The organism is Pyrodictium occultum (assembly GCF_001462395.1).
Lineage (GTDB): Archaea > Thermoproteota > Thermoprotei_A > Sulfolobales > Pyrodictiaceae > Pyrodictium > Pyrodictium occultum.
Map to the genome: position 1 here is coordinate 900809 of NZ_LNTB01000001.1, position 18397 is coordinate 919205.

Genomic DNA, 18397 nt, shown 5'->3' on the forward strand with positions numbered 1-18397 from the left:
CCTCCGCCCTGGAGGGTGTAGGGAAGTGCACCCATGTAACAGGCTTAATAATGTGGCCCCCGGGGCGGGGGAGGGGCTCCAGGTGCTGGTGGACGAGGCTGCCAGGGCCATACCTCCTCGACGCAGCGGAGCTGCCCCTCACCGCCGGGCCGCCGCTGCCAGGGCACCCTGGCGTCAAGGCGGGGGCTCAAGAGCTCCCCGGGAGAGCGTGGGGGCGCGTGGAAAAGGGTGAGGCGTTCTCCCGATGCTCTAGGCGCCTAGTGCTAGAGCTTGTCCTGCTCCTCCAGCTCCTGGAGCTTGAGCATCGCCCTTATCTCGCGCCAGTTGGCCTCTATCTCCTCGTAGATCTTCTTGATGTCCTCTTCGGTCAGGTGGCGGAACCTGCCCTGGAGCTTGAGGTACTCCTCCACGGGCTTCCTCTTCGAGGGGTCTAGCAGCCTGTTGCTCGGCGGGTTGAGCCTCAGCCGGCCGTTCTCGTACTCGTAGAGTATCCACATCCCCGTCTCGACCGCCAGCTGGGCTATCCTCGCGGTCAGGCTTGAGTCGAACCTCCAGCCCACAGGGCAGGGGGCGTGGAGGTGGATGTACTTGAACCCTCTTATGCTGGCGGCTTTGCGCAGCTTCGCTATGAAGTCCCAGGGGTAGCCCACGCTTGCGGTAGCCACGTAGGGGACCCTGTGGGCGGCTACTATCTGTGGCATGGGCTTCTTGAACTCCTTCTTGCCCCGGTGGGTGGTCGTGGTCCAGGCGCCGTAGGGGGTGAGCCCGCTCCTCTGGATACCCGTGTTCATGTAGGCCTCGTTGTCGACGCAGATGTAGATTATGTCCTCGCCCCTCTCCGCGGCGGCGCTGAGGGCCTGGAGGCCTATGTCAGCGGTGCCGCCGTCCCCGGCCCAGACAACCACCTGCGCGTCCACGCCCCTGCGGCGGAGCGCCCTGGCAAGCCCGCTGGCGGCGGAAGCGCCGGCGGCGAACACTATGTTGAGCACCGGGAGCCCCCAGCCCTGCCGGGGCCACATGCCCTGTATGACGGAGCTGCAGCCAGCGGGGATCACTACCACAGCCTTGTCGCCGAGCGCCATGCCGAGGTACCTGAACCCCATGGTCTCCGGGCAGCCCGGGCACGCGGCGTTGCCGGGCATAACGTACTTCTCCTTGGGTAGCTTACGTATGTTTATAGCCATCCCGGGGCTCACCTCCGGGCCTCCCGCAGCTTCTCCCCCCTCACGGGGTGCTCGAGCGGGGGCATGGGGTGGAACTTGCCGAGGTGGTACCAGTAGGCGGGTATGTAGACGCGGCCCTCCTCCTCCACCAGGCTGTAAGCATGCTCCACTATAGATGCTATGTCCTCGTAGGAGATATCGACGCCGCCTATCCCGGCCGGCACCCCTACCATGCTAGGCCTCGCCTCCAGGGCGCTGCTCAGCTCCAGGAACAGCGGCCCGGCGTGGCCGAAGGAGATGCTCCTATCCATCACGGCCACGAGCTTCTTGCCTATGGCTGCCTCGCGGACCTCCTCCCAGGGGAAGGGCCGGATCCACCGCAGCCTCAGCACCCCGGCGCGTATCCCCTTCTCCCTAAGCATGTCGGCAGCTATCTTCGCGTCGCCCATCCACGAGCCTATGCCGGCCACCAGCACGTCGGCGTCGCTGCAACGGTAGCAGTCTATGAGGCTCTCGTAGCTCCTCCCCGTCAGCTTCCCGTACTCCCGGCCGGCCTCCCTTATCACCTCCCTGGCCCTGGCCATGCTCCGGTGCATGTCCATCCTCAGCTCCTCGAAGTACTCGTCGGGCACAAGGTTGCCCATCGCGATCTTCTCCCGGGGCTGTATCACGTAGGGCTGGCGGCGGGGCGGGAGGAACTCATCCACGGTCTCCTGGTCGGGCAGCTCCACTGGCTCCACGGTGTGGCTGAGTATGAAGCCGTCCAGCCCGACTATCCCGGGAAGATACACCCTCGGGTCCTCGGTCACCCGGAACATCATTATCGTCAGGTCTAGGGCCTCCTGGTTGTTCTCGGCCATTGAGATCAGCCAGCCCGTGTCCCTAGTGCTCATTATGTCAGCGTGCTCCACGTGAATGTTCCAGGGCGGCCCGATGGCCCTGGTAACCACGGCCATTACCAGGGGGATCCTGCTGCCGGCCGTCCACCAGAGCATCTCATACATGTAGGCTAGCCCGTGGCTGCTGGTGGCGGTGAACGCCCTGACGCCCCCCGCGGCGGCGCCGTAGGCGGCGGCGAGGGCGCTGTGCTCGCTCTCGACATCGATGAAGTCGGCGTCCATCTCGCCGCTGGAGATAAGCTCGTCGATCTTCTCGACGATTATGGTCTGGGGGGTTATGGGGTAGGCCGCCACCACCTCGACGCGGGCCAGCTTGGCCGCGTACGCGACCGCCTCGTTCCCGCGGAGACTCGTGACCACGGGCACGGGCCTCACCCCTCGCGCTGGAGGAACTCCTCCTCGTCAACCATCTCGAGAGCGTGGGTGGGGCAGGCCATGGCGCAGACGCCGCAGCCCTTACAATAGTCGTACTCTATCACCGGTATCGCCTGGCCCCTAGGGCCCGCGCCCTCCCTCATGTCTATCACATCCTCGGGGCAGTAGATCCAGCAGAGGTAGCAGCCGGTGCACTTCTCAGGGCGGAGGACGGGGCGCTTGACCCTCCAGGACCCGGTGCGCCCGGCCGAGCCACGCCCAGCCACCGCTATGGGGAGCGCGTGGCCCGCCGGGTCAACGGCAGCCACCTCCCCCGGCCTCCGGGTCCCCGAGGCCTCCGCGGTCACAGCCCGGCCACCTCCACGGGCCTCTGGACCGCCTCCCCGGTCTCCATGTAGGCGCGCCTGGCGGCCTCGGCGTTGAGATCCGCCACCCGGGGCCTGCCGCTCCAGTGCTCCCGGATGGCCCTGGCCACCGAGTCTATCGACACTATGCCGGTGGCCCTGGCCAGTGCGCCCAGCATGGCCGTGTTCACCACCGGCCAGCCCGCCACCACGAGGCCCAGCTCCTCCGCTATCCTCGTGGCGTTGACCCAGTAGAGCCGGAGCCCCTCGACGCCGAGGTCCACGGGCTTGGGCAGGTTGGCCACCACCGTGGCCCCAGGCCTCATGCCCTCCAGAACCTTCTCCCTCTCGGTCTCGAGGAGCCAGGGGTCGAGCACCACTACCACGTGGGGCCTCCGCACCATGCTGTGGACCGGCACCGGCCGGTCGGCCACCCGGGCGAAGGCTAGGACGTGGGCGCCCCTCCTCTCGGCGCCGAAGCTGGGGATAGCCTGGCCCCACTTGCCCTCCAGCTGCACCGCCCTCACGAGTATGGAGGCGGCCGTCACCGCCCCCTGGCCGCCGCGGCCGTGGAAGCGTATCTCCACGGTCCTCCGCAGCGCCTCTAGGAAGCCGCCGCCCTGCGGTGTTGTAGGCAAGGCCTGCTCCACGCCCCGGGGCTTGGGCGGCACCATGCTCGATATTTATAGCTGGCCCACTGGTAGACCACCCCCCGTAGGCTCCCCCCGCCGGCCCACAGCATGGGTGAGGGGCCGTAGAAGGGGCGCGGGATGCACTGCTATGACCAGGGTGGACGTGCTCGTAGTTGGGGCAGGGATAATCGGGCTCTCCTCCGCCTTCCACGTCAAGAGGCTGTGCCCCAGCTGCCGGGTCCTCCTGGTGGAGAAGCACCCCGGCCCCGGCCACGGCGACACGGGCAGGAGCGCCGCCGCCTTCCGCGCGTTCTTCACATCCAGGACCAATATGGCGCTGGCGGCTAGCAGCATAGCCTTCTACAGGGAGGTGCAGGAGAGGGAGGGCTTCGACCTAGGGATGAGGTTCACGGGCTACCTCTTCCTCCTCACGGAGGAGCAGCACCAGGCCCTCGCGCCGGTCCTCGAGGAGCTGCGGCGCCGCGGCCTGGGCTACCGGGTCTACAGCCCCGAGGAGCTAGAGGAACTGCTGGGCCTCAGGACGAGGCCGGGCGGCGAGGAGGCGGAGCTGATGCAGCTCCCCGGCATAGACGTGGGCGTGCTGGCCGAGAACGCGGGCATAATCAGGCCCGAGAGGCTGGTGGAGTACTACAGCAGGAGGATAGGGGAGATGGGCGTTGAGGCCCTCTACAACACCAGGGTGGAGAAGATACTGGTGGAGCCGGAGCAGCCCCTGGGGGTCCCCGGCGAGCCCCTCCCCTGGCAGAAGGCCCGGGTGGTGGGCGCGGCCACGTCGAGGGGCGAGATAAGGGCCGACGTAACCATAGTGGCCGGGGGTGCTGAGACCCCCTTCCTCCTCGACCCTGTGGGCGTGGATATACACGCGAAGCCGAAGAAGAGGCAGGTCTTCGTCATACGCGCCGACCGGCCGGAGCTGCGGAGGCTGCTCCACGCCGAGGGCTTCAACAGCCTCGGGCTCGCCCCCTTCATCCTCCTGCCGAAAGGCGTCTACATCCGCCCCGCCCCCGAGGACAACGCCTTCTGGGTTGGGGCCTCCGACCACCTGGGCAGGCCCTTCTCCTGGGAGCCCGACCCCCAGCCCGAGGAGCACTTCTACGAGTACGGCATCTACCCGGTGCTCCACAACTACCTCCCGGCCTTCGAGAACGCGCGGCCCTCCTCGGCCTGGGCGGGGTTCTACGACATCTCCATAGACGGGCAACCCGTCGTGCTGTCCGAGCCCGGGCTCGTGGCGGCGGCCGGCACAAGCGGCAGCGGGATAATGAAGGCCGACGCGGTCGGCAGGATAGCTGCCTCCCTAGCCCTGGGCAAGAAGAGGGCGGCGCTCTACGGCGGAGAGGAGGTGGACGCGAGCATACTAGGCACCAGGAGCAGGAGAGTGGAGGAGGAGAGGCTCGTCATCTAGCCCCGCCGCGCCGGGCGGGGGGTGGGCGCCGGCGGCCCCATGCGGGGGTAGATATCCCTTTCCGGGCATGCGTGATTAAGTGAACACTAGATAGCCTGGACCCCCCTCCCCCTCCCACACGCTAAGACTGAGGGAGGTGGCCTACATGGCCCAGAAGAAGAAGAGGTCCAAGCGGTCCAAGGAGAGTGAGGGCCAGCAGCAGTAGAGGGGGTGCGGGGCGGCGCCAGGGAGGAGGCCCCCTAACGGGCCTCCTCCCCGCCCCTCCGCGGGCGCTCCAGGGGCGCTCCTTTTTATATTTATAATTTTTGTAACGCGATGGCCCCGCGGCCCCCCGGGGAGGCTGGGGGTAGAAGAGGGGGCCAGCCGCCCCGAGCTGGATGGGCTGGACGGGTCTTGGGCTGCGAGGGGCCGGAGTGGATAGTCTGGATAGTGACTGCCGCCTGCAACCTCCGCTGCCCTTACTGCTACGCCGCCCGCTACCTCGGTGAGAGGCCGCTCTCCACCGGGGAGGCGCTCCGCCTGGTGGGGGAGGCGGCCGAGCTGGGGGTCGCGCATATCAACCTCACTGGGGGCGAGCCCCTCCTCCGCGGCGACATACTGGAGCTCCTGGCGGCGGCGGTCGACTCGGGCATAGAGGCGAGCCTCTTCACGAACATGGCTCTCCTCCGCGACGGCGTTGCGGGGGAGCTGGCGAGGCTCGGGGTGCTCCTCTACACCAGCCTCGACGGGCCCAGGGAGGTCTACGAGGCGGCGAAGGGCCCGGGGAGCTGGGAGAGGTTCCTCAGGGCCTGGGGGCGGCCCGGCGCCACGGCCTGGGCTTCCACGTCAACATCCCGGTCTCCCGGCTCAACTACAGGAGGGTGGGCGAGGCCGTCGAGACGGCGGTTGGGCTGGGGGCTGCAAGCGTCTCCATCATCCCGGCGATGCCCTCGGGCAGGGCGGTGGAGACCCGCAGCTACATCTCCTCAAGGGAGCTCCTTGAGGCCCTCCGCGGCGCGGAGGAGGCAGCCGAGAGGCTCGGCGTAACGGTCTCGGCCTGGTGCGCCCCCTTCGTCGAGGCCCTGCCCTGGGCCAAGCACCTGAGGGCCAGCAACTGCAGGGACTGGGCCGTCATGGATATAACGCCGTCGGGCAAGGTTGTGCTCTGCGACGTGTTGGGCGTAGTGGTGGCTGACGCGGCGAAGGAGGGGCTCCGGAGGGCCTGGGAGAAGCTGCAGAGCCACCCACTGAACAAGCTCACCCACAGCGTGCCCAGGGAGTGTAGGGGTTGCCCCCTCGCCCCCGCTGCCGCGGGGGCTGCTACGCTAGGGCAATGCTCCGCTGGGGCCGCCTCCCGGCCCCGGACCCGCTGTGCCCCCTCGCGCCGGCGACGGGGCGGTAGAGGCCCCGGGGCCACGGTATATTCGCGTCCCGGCGGCGGGGCCACGGGCAGGGCTGCAGCGGCGGTGCCAGGAGGCCCGGAGCGGCTGAGGGAGCACGGTGTAGTGGTGAAGCGGTGCCGGGGCTGCCTCCGGGTGGCCCTGGTCTACCCATCCGTCTACAGCGCTGCGGTGGCCAGCCTGGCCTACCAGAACCTCTACTACATGATCAACAGCCTCGACTACGCTGTAGCCGAGAGGTTCGTGGCGGCTTCGACGGCCGGGGAGGAGCCTCCCCCCAGGAGCCTCGAGACCGGCTCCCCCCTCTCCAGCTTCGACCTCATACTCGCCCCCGTGAGCTACGAGCTAGACTACGTCACCCTCGCCCGCATCCTCCTGGCCGCCGGCATTGAGCCGCTCCGCCGCAGGAGGGGCGGGAGGGGCCCGCTGGTCGCGGTGGGCGGCCCCGTCCCCAGCATGAACCCTGCCGTGGCGCTCGGCCTCGCCGACCTGGTGCTGGTCGGGGAAGCAGAGGAGACGGTGCCGAGGCTCCTCGATGCCCTCCACGGCGGGGGCCCAGGCGGCGCCGAGGAGCTGGCCTGCAGCACTGGCTTCCTGGCCCCCGGCTGCAGCAGCCCCGTCCACAAGGCCGTGGTCGCCAGCCTGGACGAGGCCTTCCACACGACCATCCAGTTCCGCGTCCCCGGCAGCGGGGAGCCCTGGGGAGAGGCCTACATGGTCGAGGCCAGCAGGGGCTGCCCCCACATGTGCAGGTTCTGCATGGAGGCCCACTTCCTGCTCCCGGCCAGGCACCGGAGCACCGCGAGGATAAGGAGCCTCGTAGAGGAGGGCGTGGAGGCCAACAAGGTCAACGGGGTGGCCTTCTACTCCCTCAGCTTCTTCGACCACCCGGGTGCGGACAGGCTCCTCGAGTGGGTCGTCGGGGAGGGGCTGGAGGCCTCGATAGGCAGCCTGAGGGCCGACCAGCTCACCGAGGACAGGGTGGAGCTGATGAGCAGGGCCGGGCAGAGGGTGGTGACTGTGGCCCCGGAGACGCTCAGCCCTAGGCTGTGCCGCGGCATAGGCAAGTGTATACCCCTGGAGAGGGTCGAGGAGATCGCCGAGCTGGCCTGGCGCCGGAGGATGCACGTCAAGCTATACCTCATGCTCGGCCTCCCCGGCGAGAGCGACGGGGACGTGGAGGCCTACGCCGAGGCGCTCCGGAGGCTGAGCCGCCGCGCGCCCCCCGCCAGGGAGGCGATACGGGTCAGCGTGAACCCCCTGGTCCCGAAGCCCTGGACGCCCCTCCAGCGCCACCCCCTCATAGACCGGAGGGTCTACGAGAGGAGGGTTAGGATCCTCCGCCGTGCCCAGAGCAAGGTGCTCAGCGTAGATGCTCTCAGCTACCGCTACGCCTACGCCCAGGCGGTGGTGGCGAGGGGCGACGAGAGGGTGGCGGAGCTGCTGGCCGAGTGGGCCCGGCTGGGCGGCAGGCTGGGCCAGCTATGGACGGCGGCGAGGAGGCTAGGGGTGAGCCTCGACGCCTACACCTCCGGGAAGGGCCCGAGGCCCTGGGAGGAGCTGGTGAGGCCCGGTTACCCGCCAGCAGCGCTCCAGGCGGCCTACCGGGCGGCGCTCCGGGCGGTGGGGGAGCAGGGCTAGCCCTCCCAGGGCCGAGGAGCAGCAGCCGTTGCGGGCCTTCCTCGCCCCCCCCGGGTTCCTGTCACGCGTAGCCGAGGCGCTTCAGCAGCGGCTTCAGCTCCTCGAGGTAGGGCCTCGCATACTCCGTCTCGAGGAACTCGTCCACGCTGCACTTGCCGGTCAGCCTCCCCCTCTCCATGCAGGCTATCGAGTCCCCCAGCTCCAGGGCCTCCACTATGTCGTGGGTCACGTGTACTGCTGTGAACCTCAGCTTCTCCCTAAGCTCTCGGATAAAGGCTCTCACCCTGACCCGGTTGCCCGGGTCTATGTTGGCCGTGGGCTCGTCGAGGAGGAGTAGCCTGGGCTCTACTGCGAGGGCTCTGGCGAGCGCCACGCGCTGCCTCTCGCCGCCGCTCAGCTCCGCGGGCCTGCGGTCGAGGAGATGCTCTATCCCGAGGACCCCGGCGACCCCCCGCACCCTCCTGTCCACATCCTCCCCGGGGCAGCGGCGGGCCCGGAGGCCGAAGGCAATGTTCTCGTAGACAGTCATGTGGGGGAAAAGCCCATAATCCTGAGGAACATAGGCGAAGCCCCTCTCCTCTGGGGGGAGGCTGGTGACGTCCCGGCCGTCGACGAGTATCTCGCCCTCAGCGGGCTTTATGAAGCCGGCGAGGGCGTGTAGCAGGACCGTCTTGCCGACGCCGCTGGCCCCCATTACCACCAGGTACTCCCCCTCCCTCACCTCCAGCCGCGGTATGGTCAGCGTGAAGCCCCCCAGCTCTACGCGGAGGTTACGCACCGTGATCATGGCGGGTCAGCACCCTTATCGCCGTGAAAGCCGCGATGGAGAGGAGCACTACGAAGGCTGAGAGGGCTACAGCGTATCTTAGCCCGTAGTTGTTAAACCACTCGTATATCAGCACGTTTATTGTTTTCGGGTAGTACGCCACTATGAGTATCGCGCCGACCTCGCTCATAGCCCTGGCCCATGACAGGAGGAAGCCCGCGGCGATGTGGGGCAGTATGAGCGGCAGCGTCACCCTCCTGAACACCATCCAGGGGCTTGCCCCCAGGCTCCTGGCTACGAGCTCCAGGGAGGCGCCGACCCTCTCGTAGCCCAGCTTCAGCACGTCAACCATCAACGGGAAGGACACGAACATCATGCTGGCCACTATGCCCCAGAAGCCGTTCTCCACCTGGAGCCCCAGGGCGGCTGCGAGGCCCCCGAGGAGCCCCCGGCGGCCGTAGGCGAGCAGGATCATTATACCGGCCACGGCGTGGGGGATTACCAGCGGCACGTCCACCAGGGCCTCGACCAGCCTCTTCCCGGGGAACTCGCTGCGGGCCAGCAGGTAGCCCAGGGGTATACCGATTACCAGCAGCAGTGTCGAGGATACTAGGGAGGCCTCGAGGGTCCGGAGCAGCGCGGGGTAGGCCTGCCGCGCGTAGGGGGTGTCGCGGAGCCACACCTTGGCGAATGTCCCAGGGTCCACGCTGACGAGGAGAGCTGCCAGGGGCGCGAGTATGAACAGCATGCCGAGCGAGGAGAAGGCGGCGAAAACCAGGAGGAGCCTCTCAACCCTCCTGGCCCTGGAGGCTGACAAGGCTCCTAAGCTCCTCCGGCACCCTGCCATACGCGAGGGGCTTCTCAAGGAAGGGCTGCCCCGCCTCCTCGAACACCTTCCTGCCGTAGGGGCCGAGCAGGAGCCTCAGGAACCTTACCGCCTCCTCGTGGTGCGGCGCGTCATCGAGCACGGTTATGCCGTACACTATCGGGGCCATGGCCACTGCCGTCTCCTTGTCAGTCCCCGAGAGTATCCTGACCACCACCCTGCTGTAGAAGCTGCTCTCCCTGGGGTCTCCCAGGTTGATTGCCCGGGGGAGTCTCAGGTAGTGGAGGTGGTGCTGCACCGCCACGCTGCGGTACTCGAAGGCGTAGTCCAGCTCACCGGCCTCGAGGAGGGCTATGAGGTCCACGCTCTTGGGCCTCACCACCAGGTTGCTGCCGCTCCTAACCTCGAGGTCCGCGGGGACTACCAGCTCCAGCGTGCCGTTCTCCATCCTCCTAACCTCTATGTTGGTGTTGTTGGTGAGCAGCCCTAGTATCGATGCGTTATGGTAGTATAGGGAGGCCAGGCCTATCGCGCCCACCGCCCGGTAGCCGCATGGGTCCTTGTTGGGGTCGGAGAAGCCCCACTTTACATCGCTCCTCGAGAGTATCTCGTACCACTCCTCCGGGTGCTTCTCGAGCAGCTCGTGGTACTTGGAGTGGTTCGTGTATACTAGTACCAGCTCGTTGCTCGCGAAGGCTATGTACCAGCTCGCGTACCTGGGGACCAGGAACCTGGGTATAAGCCTGTAGTCTGCCACGGCTATGATGTCGGCCTTCCTCCCCAGGTCGGTTACCTTGCGTATCGCCTCCACGCTGCCGCTAGCCTCTATTATCACGTCCGTCCCGTGGAGCCTCTTGTACTCCTCCGCCACCTTCTCCAGGGGGATCCTCAGCGAGCCGGCGGTGAATACGACGAGCTCCCCGCCGCTCCCAGCCCCCATGCGGAGGCTCAGGAGGGCCACGGCGGCCGCAAGGACTATCGCAGCCAATGCGGCCGCTAGCATCAAGCGTCTAGAGCTATGCAAGCCACGCCACCCCGGCGCTCCTCCTGGCCCGGCGGCTCCCCCAATCCCAATCTATTATATCCCTTCACTCCAATACTAGACCCCCTTCCGGGCCTAGGGGTCGGAGGCCCCCAGGGGCCTAGGGGTATAGGGGGTCTTGCCGGAGAGAGTCGCGCTGGTGGCCCGGACGCTCTACGGGGCCCGCAACGCCTTCGCCCACCTGGCCGCGGCGCTGGAGGATAGCGGGCTGCTGGGCCAGGGCCTGGACCTCTTCTTCGCCGAGGAGGACCCGGTCCCCCTGGCCAGGAGGCTGGAGGAGAAGGGCTACCGCCCCGTGCTGCTCTACGGGGTCTCCACCCCAGTGTTCCTCGAGCTGATGGATGAGATCGCCGGGGCCGCCTCCCGCTACCCAGTGGTGGCCGGGGGCCCCCACGCGGAGGGGGCCTACTGGCAGCTCCTCCGCCTCGGCGTCTACGCCGCCGTGGTGGGAGACGGGGAGAACGCTATCGTGGCCCTCGCCGAGCACTTTCTCGGGGAGCGGGACATATCCGAGGTCCCGAACATAGCCTACATGGAGGGCGGGGGCGTCTTCCGTGTCACGAGGATAGAGCTTGTCGACCTCGACGACTACCGGCCCTACAGCAGCCGCTACCAGCTCTACCCGCCTCTGGAGATAATGAGGGGCTGCCCCTACTCCTGCAGGTTCTGCCAGGTCCCCTGGCTCTTCAAGTCCAGGGTGCGCTTCCGCAGCCCCGGCCGCGCCGTGGAGGCGGCGAGGGCCTACATCGAGGCGGGCAGGAGGAGAATACGCTTCATAGCCCCCATAGGCTTCGCCTACATGTCGCCGCGGCCCGGCGAGCCGAACCCGGAGGCGCTGGAGGAGCTGCTCCGCGGCGTCAGGGAGGCGGGCGGGGAGCCCTACCTGGGCAGCTTCCCCAGCGAGACCAGGCCCGAGTACGTCACCCCTAAGGCTCTCCGCGTGGTGAAGCGCTACGCCGCCAACCGCAGGGTGTCGGTGGGCCTCCAGTCCGGCAGCGACAAGGTGCTCAAGGCCGTTGGCAGGGGCCACACTGTGGAGGAGGCGCTCGAAGCCGTGGAGCTGATACACCGCCACGGGCTCCAGGCGGTGGTGGACATAATCTTCGGGCTCCCCGGCGAGGACGAGGAGGCGGTGGAGGCGACCGTGGAGGTCATATACCGTCTGGCCGGCATGGGGGCGAGGCTTCGGCTCCACAGCTTCCTACCCCTCCCCGGCACCCCTCTCGCCAGGGCCCGGCCGAGGCCGGTGCACCCCCGGTACCGGGAGGCGGTCCGCAGGCTCCTGGGCCGCGGCGTAGTGGAGGGCGACTGGGAGTGGCAGGAGAAGATAGCCCCGGAGATCTACTGCCTAACAGCCCTCGACCCGGCCCCCACGAGGGAGCCTAGGCCCCTCGAAGAGGCTAGGGAGACGTGCAGCCGGGCCTGGAGCAGGTGGAGCCGGCTGATGGCAGCCGCGGGCGCCGGGCCAGGGGTGGCTGAATCCCTCTCCAGGGGCCCCCGCTGCCTCTAGGCGTCCCGGCTATGGGGCCCTCTTTACCCTGGGGCCCCGGGGCTCCACCCCCGGGTGTTCCGGCCCGTGCCCGTCCCCGGCTACGCCGGCAGGATAGCGTTCATAGACCTCTCCAGCGGGAGGGTTGAGACGCGGGAGCTGGGCGAGAGCGAGGCCAGGCTGTTCCTCGGAGGGAAGGGGCTCCTCTACCTCCTTGGCTACAGGCTGATCCCGCCGAGCGCCGACCCCCTGGACCCGGCGGCTAACAGGCTCGTCATCGCCGCCGGGGCGCTGGCGACCCACGCGCCCGGCGCGTCGAAGACCGGGTTCCTGGCCAAGAGCCCGCTGACCGGCATCCTCTGTGACAGCTACGCTGGCCAGGTGTTCGCCGGGAAGCTGCGGATGGCGGGGTTCGACGCGGTAGTTGTCTACGGTAAGGCCGAGGAACCCGTCTACCTCTACATAGAGGATGGCGGGGTCGAGGTGAGGCCCGCCCGCCACCTCTGGGGTAGCGGTGCGGTGGAGACAGCTGAGGCCGTGAGGAAGGAGACGAGGCTGGGCGCCAGCGTCGCGGCCATAGGGCCCGCGGGGGAGAGGCTGGTGCGCTACGCCAACATAATCGTGGACGGGTTCCGCGCCGCCGGCCGCTGCGGGCTGGGAGCAGTAATGGGCTCCATGGGGCTGAAGGCCGTGGCCGTCTGGGGGAGCAGTGTGCCCGCCAGAGCCAGGCCCGAGGAGTGGAGGAAGCTCTACCTGGAGGTCTACGAGAGGATACGCGGCGACGAGCCCACCAGGGCCTGGGCCCGCTACGGCACCAACGACGGCGTCTCGGTCTGCAGCAGGCTGAGCATGTGCCCCGGCTGGCACTGGAGGAGGAACTGGCTCCCCGAGGAGGAGGCCAGGAGGCTGAGCGGCGACGAGATCCTCTCCCGGGAGGCGCCGAGGAGCGTCTACCGGAGGTACGCCGGCATCCTCTGGGGCTGGGGCTGCCCCGTCAAGTGCAGCAAGCTCGCCTCCCCGAGGAGGAGGGGCCTGGAGCACATAGTGGTCAAGCCCGAGTACGAGAACCTGGCCATGCTGGGCCTCGCCCCCGGGGTGGTTGACCCCGACGAGGTGCTCTACACCGAGTGGCTCATCAACAGCCTGGGGCTGGACAGCATAAGCTTCGGCGAGACAGCCTCCTGGCTCATGGAGCTCTACGAGGAGGGCCTCGTCTCCCGGGAGGAGCTGGCCGGGCTCACCAGGGAGCCGAGGCACGGCGACCCCGAGGCAGTGCGCGAGCTGGCCCGCCTCGTGGCAGAGCGCCGCGGGATAGGGGCGGTGCTGGCAGAGGGCGTTGAGAAGGCCTCCAGGATACTGGGCCGCGGCGGCGACCGGGCGGTCCACGTCAAGGGCCTCGAGGCGGCGGCCTGGGACCCGAGGGGCCGCAGGGGGCTGGTGGTGAGCTACGCAACCGCGGATGTGGGCGCTAGCCACCTCCGCGGCTGGCCCAGCCCCCATCAGCCGCCGAGCAAGGGCCCTGCCAGGGAGACTGTGGAGAGCATGCTGAGGGACAGGGACTGGAAGGCCCTGCTCGATAGCATGGGGCTCTGCAGCTTCGTGCCCTACCGGCCCGGGGAGGTGCAGGCCCTCTACAGCGCCGTCACCGGGCTGGACGCCGGGATAGAGGAGCTGATGCTCGTGGGCTGGAGGACGGAGGCGCTGGCGAGGATACACGCGGCCCTGGCCGGCAGGGTGCCGGAGGGCGACCGGCCGCCCAAGCGCTGGATGGAGCCGATAAGGGAGGGCCCCCTGAAGGGCGAGAAGGCCGCGCTGGACTGGAGCGACCTCATGGAGGCGATCCGCGAGTTCTACAGGAGGAGAGGCTACCACGAGGAGTACGGCGTCCCCCTCCCCGAGACGCTGCGCCGCCTGGGCCTCGACTGGGCGGTGGAGGACGCGGAGAAGGCGCTGGCGGAGGTGGAGAGGCGGAGGAGACCCCTCTAGCACGCCGCCCGGGGCTGTGAGGAGGCTTAGAAGGAGGGAGCCCGGGAGAGGCGGTGACCGGAAGCGGGGAGCCGAGCCCCAGGCGCTACCGTACCCTCCTCTCCGCCGGGCTTCCGCCGCCCCTGCCCGGTTCCTACCGCCGGCGGCGGTGCAGCCGGAACCCGCGTCGCTGGAGACCCTATCCACGCGACCCCTCATGGAGATACTATAGGTATTTATGGATTAAAAGATATATATGTATTAATGCAAGAGCAGAGAGAAATGTGGATAAGTTTATTTGAATGCGCTACCAGTCAATCAATATGACGCAACGGGCTAGTAGCTAGGTGTTAGGCTGTGACTAAACGCATCCTCATCCTAGGTGGCGGCTCCGGAGGCTACGTCGCCGCCCGCAGGCTCGCCGAATACCTCAGGAAGATGAATGCTGACTCCGAGGTTACTGTTGTGGCTGATGAGCCTTGGCACGACTTCCGCCCCCTCTATGGAGATGTTGCTCTCGGCGCTGCTGTGCCGGATGAGGTTCGCGCCTCTATTGTTGATGCTGGTAGGAGGTTTGGCTTCAGGGTGCTGGTTGACCGGGTTACCCGGATTGATGCCGGCGAGAGGGCTGTTGAGACTGAGAAGGGTGGGAGGCTGGGCTACGACTACCTCGTCGTGAGCCTCGGGGTCCGCTACGGCTGGGAGGCCTACCCAGGCCTAGACCGCTACGGGTACCACAGCTACACGCTCGAAGGAGCACTGGAGATGAGGAAGGCCCTGGAGGGCTTCAAGGGCGGGAGGATAGTCATACTAGTGCCAGAGGCCGAGCATCGCTGCCCAATGTTCCCCATGGAGCTTGCCACCACGCTGGCTGAGAGCCTCAAGCACCGTGGTGTGAAGCCACAGGTGGCCTTGATGATGCCTAAGATGGAGAGGATGCCGCCGCCTCTCAGCGTTCTCGACACCTTACGCATATGGATGGAGAAGATGGAGGAGACAGGGGTAGAGGTTGTAATGCATGACGGTAATGTCGAGGTTGATGGTGAGAGGGGTGTTGTTCGTGCGGGGAATGTTGAGGAGAGGTATGATTTGTTGATTAAGGTGCCTCCTAGTAGGCTTCCGGAGCCCCTGGCCAGGAGTGAGGGCTTCCAGCTCAAGCAGGATCCGAGGTGGGCGCCGGCGAGGCCCAGGAACTTCCGCCACCCAGACTACGACGACGTATTCATGGTGGGAGAGCACTCCATGCCGCCTCTCGGCTTCCCGGGCGCAGGCGTGCCGGTGCATCTTGCAGCCGACTACGCAGCCGACCAGATAATCAGCGAGATAACCGGCGGCTACCCGGTGGCCGAGTTCGCCAGGGGCACCATGGTTGTCGGATACTTCGGCGCGACCTCAGGCATAATGATAGCGTTCGACATGAAATATGATGAGAAGAGTGACCAGTGGAAGGCTGCCAGGTATATAGCCGCCACAAACCCCCTGCTCCGTATAGTAAAGGAGGCTTTCTACAAGTCATGGATAGCCGCAATGAAGTAGCAGCCGGCTCGGGTGGTGCACTATGGCCTCCCAGGCTGGGGAGAAGAGGGGCACTATAGAGGAGGCCCTCAAGTTCGACGAGGAGAGTATGAAGGCTCTCGAGGACATCATAGAGGCCCTTGTCTACCTCAAGAAAAGCGGTATGCTGGATATGCTGAAGTTCATAGCCGAGAAGAGCAATGAGCTGTTTACCATACTCAGCCGCGATCCGACGCTCTACCGCTTGCTCGCCCTCACGCATGGCGCCACGCGGGGCATCAATAGCCTGGAGCCCGAGGAGGTCGTCTCAGCCAAGCTGAACGTTGAGGGGATAACAAGCTGCACCATGAAGTCCATGGCATCGCTGAAGCCCAGTGAGGTCAAACCTCTTGGGCTGCTAGGCCTCATGGGGGCGCTCCGCGACCCGGAGGTGCAGCATGGCATAGGCCTGCTGATAGCTATGGCTAAGCATCTTGGCGCCTGCCTCCTAGAGCTGAAGAAGAAGTTCGAGGAGCAGAAGGGCGGGTAGCCTCTCCCTAGTTTTCTACCCGTCTGCCCGGCCTCGGCTCCGGCCTTCCCCGGGAGGAGGGCGGGGGCCAGGGGCATCATCTATGTGCCCATCCCGGCTGCTGCAAGACTGGCCGGCTATATGCCTCGGAGTATGTACTTGAAGACTAGGGCCTGGAGGAGCCCAGGGAGGACGCGGCTCCAGGACAGCTCGCTGCAGCACCTGCCCCATAGGCTCCGGTACCGCCCGCTAGCCCTGTCGAGCTCCCCGACTGCCCAGCCGGGGAGGTCTAGGCGGGCCGCCTCCGCGGCCGACTCGGCGTGGCTCCTCCTCCTAGCCCCCACCAGGGGGAAGGCGCCCTTCGCCACGAGCCAGGCGAGGGCCACCACGGCCCTGCTGGTGCCGAGCCTCTCCGCCACCCTCGCCAGCGTCTCCTGGAGCACCCTGTCCCCCGCCACGGTCTTGAACACGGGGTCCATGCGGCGGGCCGGGTTGTCGGCCCGGGTCCTGCCCGCGAGCGCGCCCTTGTCGAGGGGGCTCCAGGCCTGCAGAGCCACCCCCGGCTCTCCATGAAGGGCTTCAGCCTGTTCTCGGCCACCCGGCAGCCGAGGCTGTAGTGGACCTGGTTCACAGCTATCTCGTGGCGCCGCGTGCAGAGCATAGCCTTCTCGAGGAGGGGCTGGGGGTAGTTGGAGACCCCTATGTAGCCCGCCAGGCCCCTCACCGCCTCCCGGGCGCCCCGCAGCCCCTCCCCAGGGGAGCCCCAGAGCCTCGACCTGGCCTGCCAGAGGCCCAGCCCGACCCTGGAGACCCTCAGCCCGGTCCTGCCCAGCACCCTGTGCAAGGCCTCGGCGGCACCCGCCTCCAGGGTCCTCCACGGGGGATTATGCCGGCCGCGGGGCAGCAGCGGCGGGAGGCTGTAGGGCCGGGCGGCAGGCCTTAACAGCCTGTATACACCCCCACCCTGTATACACGGGGCCCCGTGTCTACCGCCGTAGTCTCCGTCCGGGTGCCCAGGGAGCTGAAGGAGGAGGCTGAGAGGCTGGGCATCGACATCAGGGTGGTGGAGGCTATCCGCCGCGCGGTGGAGGAGGAGAGGAGGCGTAGGCTCGCCGAAGCCCTCCGCGGGGCCGCCGAGGCCGGCGGAGGCCTCGAGCCGGGCGACCGGGTTGAGGCGGTGAAGGCCTCCCCTAGGGGAGGAGCCCGGCTTGATCACACTCGACGCCTCGGCACTCTACCCGCTGGCGAAGATGGCGCAGGAGAGTGGCGTGGAGAGGGCTGCGGAGAGGATACTCCGCGAGGAGGCCGCCATACTGGATCTGGCCCTCTACGAGGCCGCTAACGCTGCCCTCGTGGAGGCGCGGCGCGCTGGCCCGGGCGCTTGCCGTGCTCGCTGAGAGCCTCACCCTGCTGAGGATAAAGCCCGGCGACGTGGAGGCCGTGGAGAGGTTCGCCGGCGAGCTGGGGCTCACTGTCTACGACGCCGCCTACGTCTACTACGCGCGGCTCCACGGGGCCGGCTGGGGAAGGCCGGGGACGTGGCGGTGGAGACAGGGTGGCTGCGGCGGAGCCCCCGGGCGACTAGCGCGAGTCTCCATCCTCTATACTTGGCCAAGTAGAGGCGAGGGGTTCCCTCATCCTGGAATGCTTTTAGACCCCTTACTCGGCCAAGTCCCAATCATGGGGGTTACGCTGAGGCCCGGGCGGCTCCTCTACGAGGGGAAGGCTAAGCGAGTCCTAGACGCCGGCGACGGAAGGGCGGTCATGGAGTTCAAGGATGGGGTCACGGCGTTCGACGGGAGGAGGAGGGACCCGGCGCCGGGCAAGGGGGAGGCCGCGGCCCGGCTCTCGGCCAGGATGTTCGAGCTCCTCGAGGAGCACGGGGTGCGCACCCACTACATCTGCTACATGGGCGGCTCCCGGATCCTCGTGGAGAGGCACGAGGTGGCCCCCCTCGAGGTGATAGTGCGTAACTACGCCTACGGCTCCATGGTCAGGCGCATGCCCTTCCTCAAGCCCATGGCCCGGCTCTCTAGGCCGCTGGTGGAGCTGCACCTCAAGGACGATGAGAGGGGCGACCCCCTCCTGCTCCCGGAGGACGTGGTGGAGGCGGGGCTCCTCTCCTGGAGCGAGCTGGACGCGCTCCGGAGCCTCGCCCTCCGGGTGGACGCGGTTCTCGAATCCTTCTGGAGGCGGAGGGGGCTCCGGCTCATAGACTTCAAGATAGAGGTGGCGAGGACCCCGAGGGGCTTCGTGGTGGTCGACGAGGTGTCGGGCGACACGATGAGGCTCGTCGACGCCGAGGGCAGGCACCTGGACAAAGAGCTCTACCGCCGGGGAGGTAGCGTGGAGGAGCTGGTGGAGGCGTACAGGGAGCTGGCCAGGCTGGCCGGGGCCCCGGAGAGGCTCTGCGGGGAGTGAGGAGGC

The 18397-nt window shown here is 67.5% G+C and carries 17 protein-coding genes; 9 read left to right on the plus strand and 8 right to left on the minus strand.

Annotated elements, in window-relative coordinates; translation table 11 throughout:
* Positions 1–263: 263 nt before the first annotated feature.
* From porB to CF15_RS04810, 4 genes are read right to left on the minus strand one after another with little or no spacing between them, the layout of a single operon-like run.
* Positions 264–1184 (minus strand): pyruvate synthase subunit PorB, encoded by a 921-nt coding sequence (gene porB, locus CF15_RS04795; RefSeq protein ID WP_058371397.1) that lies wholly within the window; start codon positions 1182–1184, stop codon positions 264–266.
* A gap of 8 nt (positions 1185–1192) precedes the next feature.
* The gene (locus CF15_RS04800; RefSeq protein ID WP_083494600.1) at positions 1193–2422 is read right to left on the minus strand and encodes a transketolase C-terminal domain-containing protein; all 1230 of its coding nucleotides are present in this window, start codon (positions 2420–2422) and stop codon (positions 1193–1195) included.
* Positions 2423–2433: 11 nt separating this feature from the next.
* Entirely contained in the window at positions 2434–2745 is a 312-nt protein-coding gene (locus CF15_RS04805) for a 4Fe-4S binding protein (protein ID WP_058371399.1), read from the minus strand.
* Positions 2746–2780: 35 nt separating this feature from the next.
* Positions 2781–3455, minus strand: coding sequence for a 2-oxoacid:acceptor oxidoreductase family protein (locus CF15_RS04810; RefSeq protein ID WP_083494502.1), 675 nt, complete (start codon positions 3453–3455; stop codon positions 2781–2783).
* Between the two features lie 106 nt (positions 3456–3561).
* Between CF15_RS04810 and CF15_RS04815 the strand changes: the two genes are divergently transcribed.
* From CF15_RS04815 to CF15_RS04825, 3 genes are all read left to right on the plus strand, one after another.
* The gene (locus CF15_RS04815) at positions 3562–4839 is read left to right on the plus strand and encodes an NAD(P)/FAD-dependent oxidoreductase (protein ID WP_058370774.1); all 1278 of its coding nucleotides are present in this window, start codon (positions 3562–3564) and stop codon (positions 4837–4839) included.
* Positions 4840–5232: 393 nt separating this feature from the next.
* Positions 5233–5865, plus strand: coding sequence for a radical SAM protein (locus CF15_RS08570; protein WP_168371282.1), 633 nt, complete (start codon positions 5233–5235; stop codon positions 5863–5865).
* A complete protein-coding gene (locus tag CF15_RS04825) occupies positions 5763–7859 on the plus strand; it encodes a B12-binding domain-containing radical SAM protein (protein ID WP_168371283.1) in 2097 nt (698 codons plus the stop codon). Before CF15_RS08570 ends, CF15_RS04825 begins: the two co-directional genes overlap by 103 nt.
* A 61-nt stretch (positions 7860–7920) precedes the next feature.
* Here CF15_RS04825 and CF15_RS04830 read toward each other — a convergent pair whose 3' ends face one another.
* The 3 genes from CF15_RS04830 to wtpA are packed head-to-tail and all read right to left on the minus strand — an operon-like array spanning position 7921 to position 10475.
* A complete protein-coding gene (locus tag CF15_RS04830) occupies positions 7921–8646 on the minus strand; it encodes an ABC transporter ATP-binding protein (protein WP_058370777.1) in 726 nt (241 codons plus the stop codon).
* Positions 8630–9442: an ABC transporter permease gene (locus CF15_RS04835; protein WP_236698133.1), complete on the minus strand. Its 813-nt coding sequence runs from the start codon at positions 9440–9442 to the stop codon at positions 8630–8632. The genes CF15_RS04830 and CF15_RS04835 overlap by 17 nt, the downstream gene beginning before the upstream one ends.
* On the minus strand, positions 9414–10475 hold the full coding sequence (gene wtpA / locus CF15_RS04840; RefSeq protein ID WP_236698134.1) for a tungstate ABC transporter substrate-binding protein WtpA: 1062 nt from the start codon (positions 10473–10475) through the stop codon (positions 9414–9416). The genes CF15_RS04835 and wtpA overlap by 29 nt, the downstream gene beginning before the upstream one ends.
* Positions 10476–10611: 136 nt before the next feature.
* Between wtpA and CF15_RS04845 the strand changes: the two genes are divergently transcribed.
* The 4 genes from CF15_RS04845 to CF15_RS04860 all read left to right on the plus strand — a co-directional run bounded on the left by CF15_RS04845 (position 10612) and on the right by CF15_RS04860 (position 15991).
* Positions 10612–12003: a TIGR04013 family B12-binding domain/radical SAM domain-containing protein gene (locus tag CF15_RS04845; protein ID WP_058370780.1), complete on the plus strand. Its 1392-nt coding sequence runs from the start codon at positions 10612–10614 to the stop codon at positions 12001–12003.
* A 54-nt stretch (positions 12004–12057) separates the two neighbouring features.
* Complete coding sequence (locus CF15_RS04850; RefSeq protein WP_236698135.1) at positions 12058–13968, plus strand: aldehyde ferredoxin oxidoreductase family protein; 1911 nt, start codon at positions 12058–12060, stop codon at positions 13966–13968.
* A 336-nt stretch (positions 13969–14304) separates the two neighbouring features.
* Positions 14305–15483, plus strand: coding sequence for an NAD(P)/FAD-dependent oxidoreductase (locus CF15_RS04855; protein WP_058370782.1), 1179 nt, complete (start codon positions 14305–14307; stop codon positions 15481–15483).
* A gap of 22 nt (positions 15484–15505) precedes the next feature.
* Positions 15506–15991 (plus strand): DUF1641 domain-containing protein, encoded by a 486-nt coding sequence (locus tag CF15_RS04860; RefSeq protein ID WP_058370783.1) that lies wholly within the window; start codon positions 15506–15508, stop codon positions 15989–15991.
* Positions 15992–16107: 116 nt separating this feature from the next.
* Here CF15_RS04860 and CF15_RS08855 read toward each other — a convergent pair whose 3' ends face one another.
* Positions 16108–16527, minus strand: coding sequence for an aldo/keto reductase (locus tag CF15_RS08855; RefSeq protein ID WP_058370784.1), 420 nt, complete (start codon positions 16525–16527; stop codon positions 16108–16110).
* A gap of 651 nt (positions 16528–17178) precedes the next feature.
* Here CF15_RS08855 and CF15_RS08860 point away from each other — a divergent pair.
* Positions 17179–17367 (plus strand): hypothetical protein, encoded by a 189-nt coding sequence (locus CF15_RS08860; RefSeq protein WP_058370785.1) that lies wholly within the window; start codon positions 17179–17181, stop codon positions 17365–17367.
* Positions 17357–18391 (plus strand): phosphoribosylaminoimidazolesuccinocarboxamide synthase, encoded by a 1035-nt coding sequence (locus CF15_RS04875; RefSeq protein WP_236698136.1) that lies wholly within the window; start codon positions 17357–17359, stop codon positions 18389–18391. Before CF15_RS08860 ends, CF15_RS04875 begins: the two co-directional genes overlap by 11 nt.
* Positions 18392–18397 lie beyond the last annotated feature (6 nt).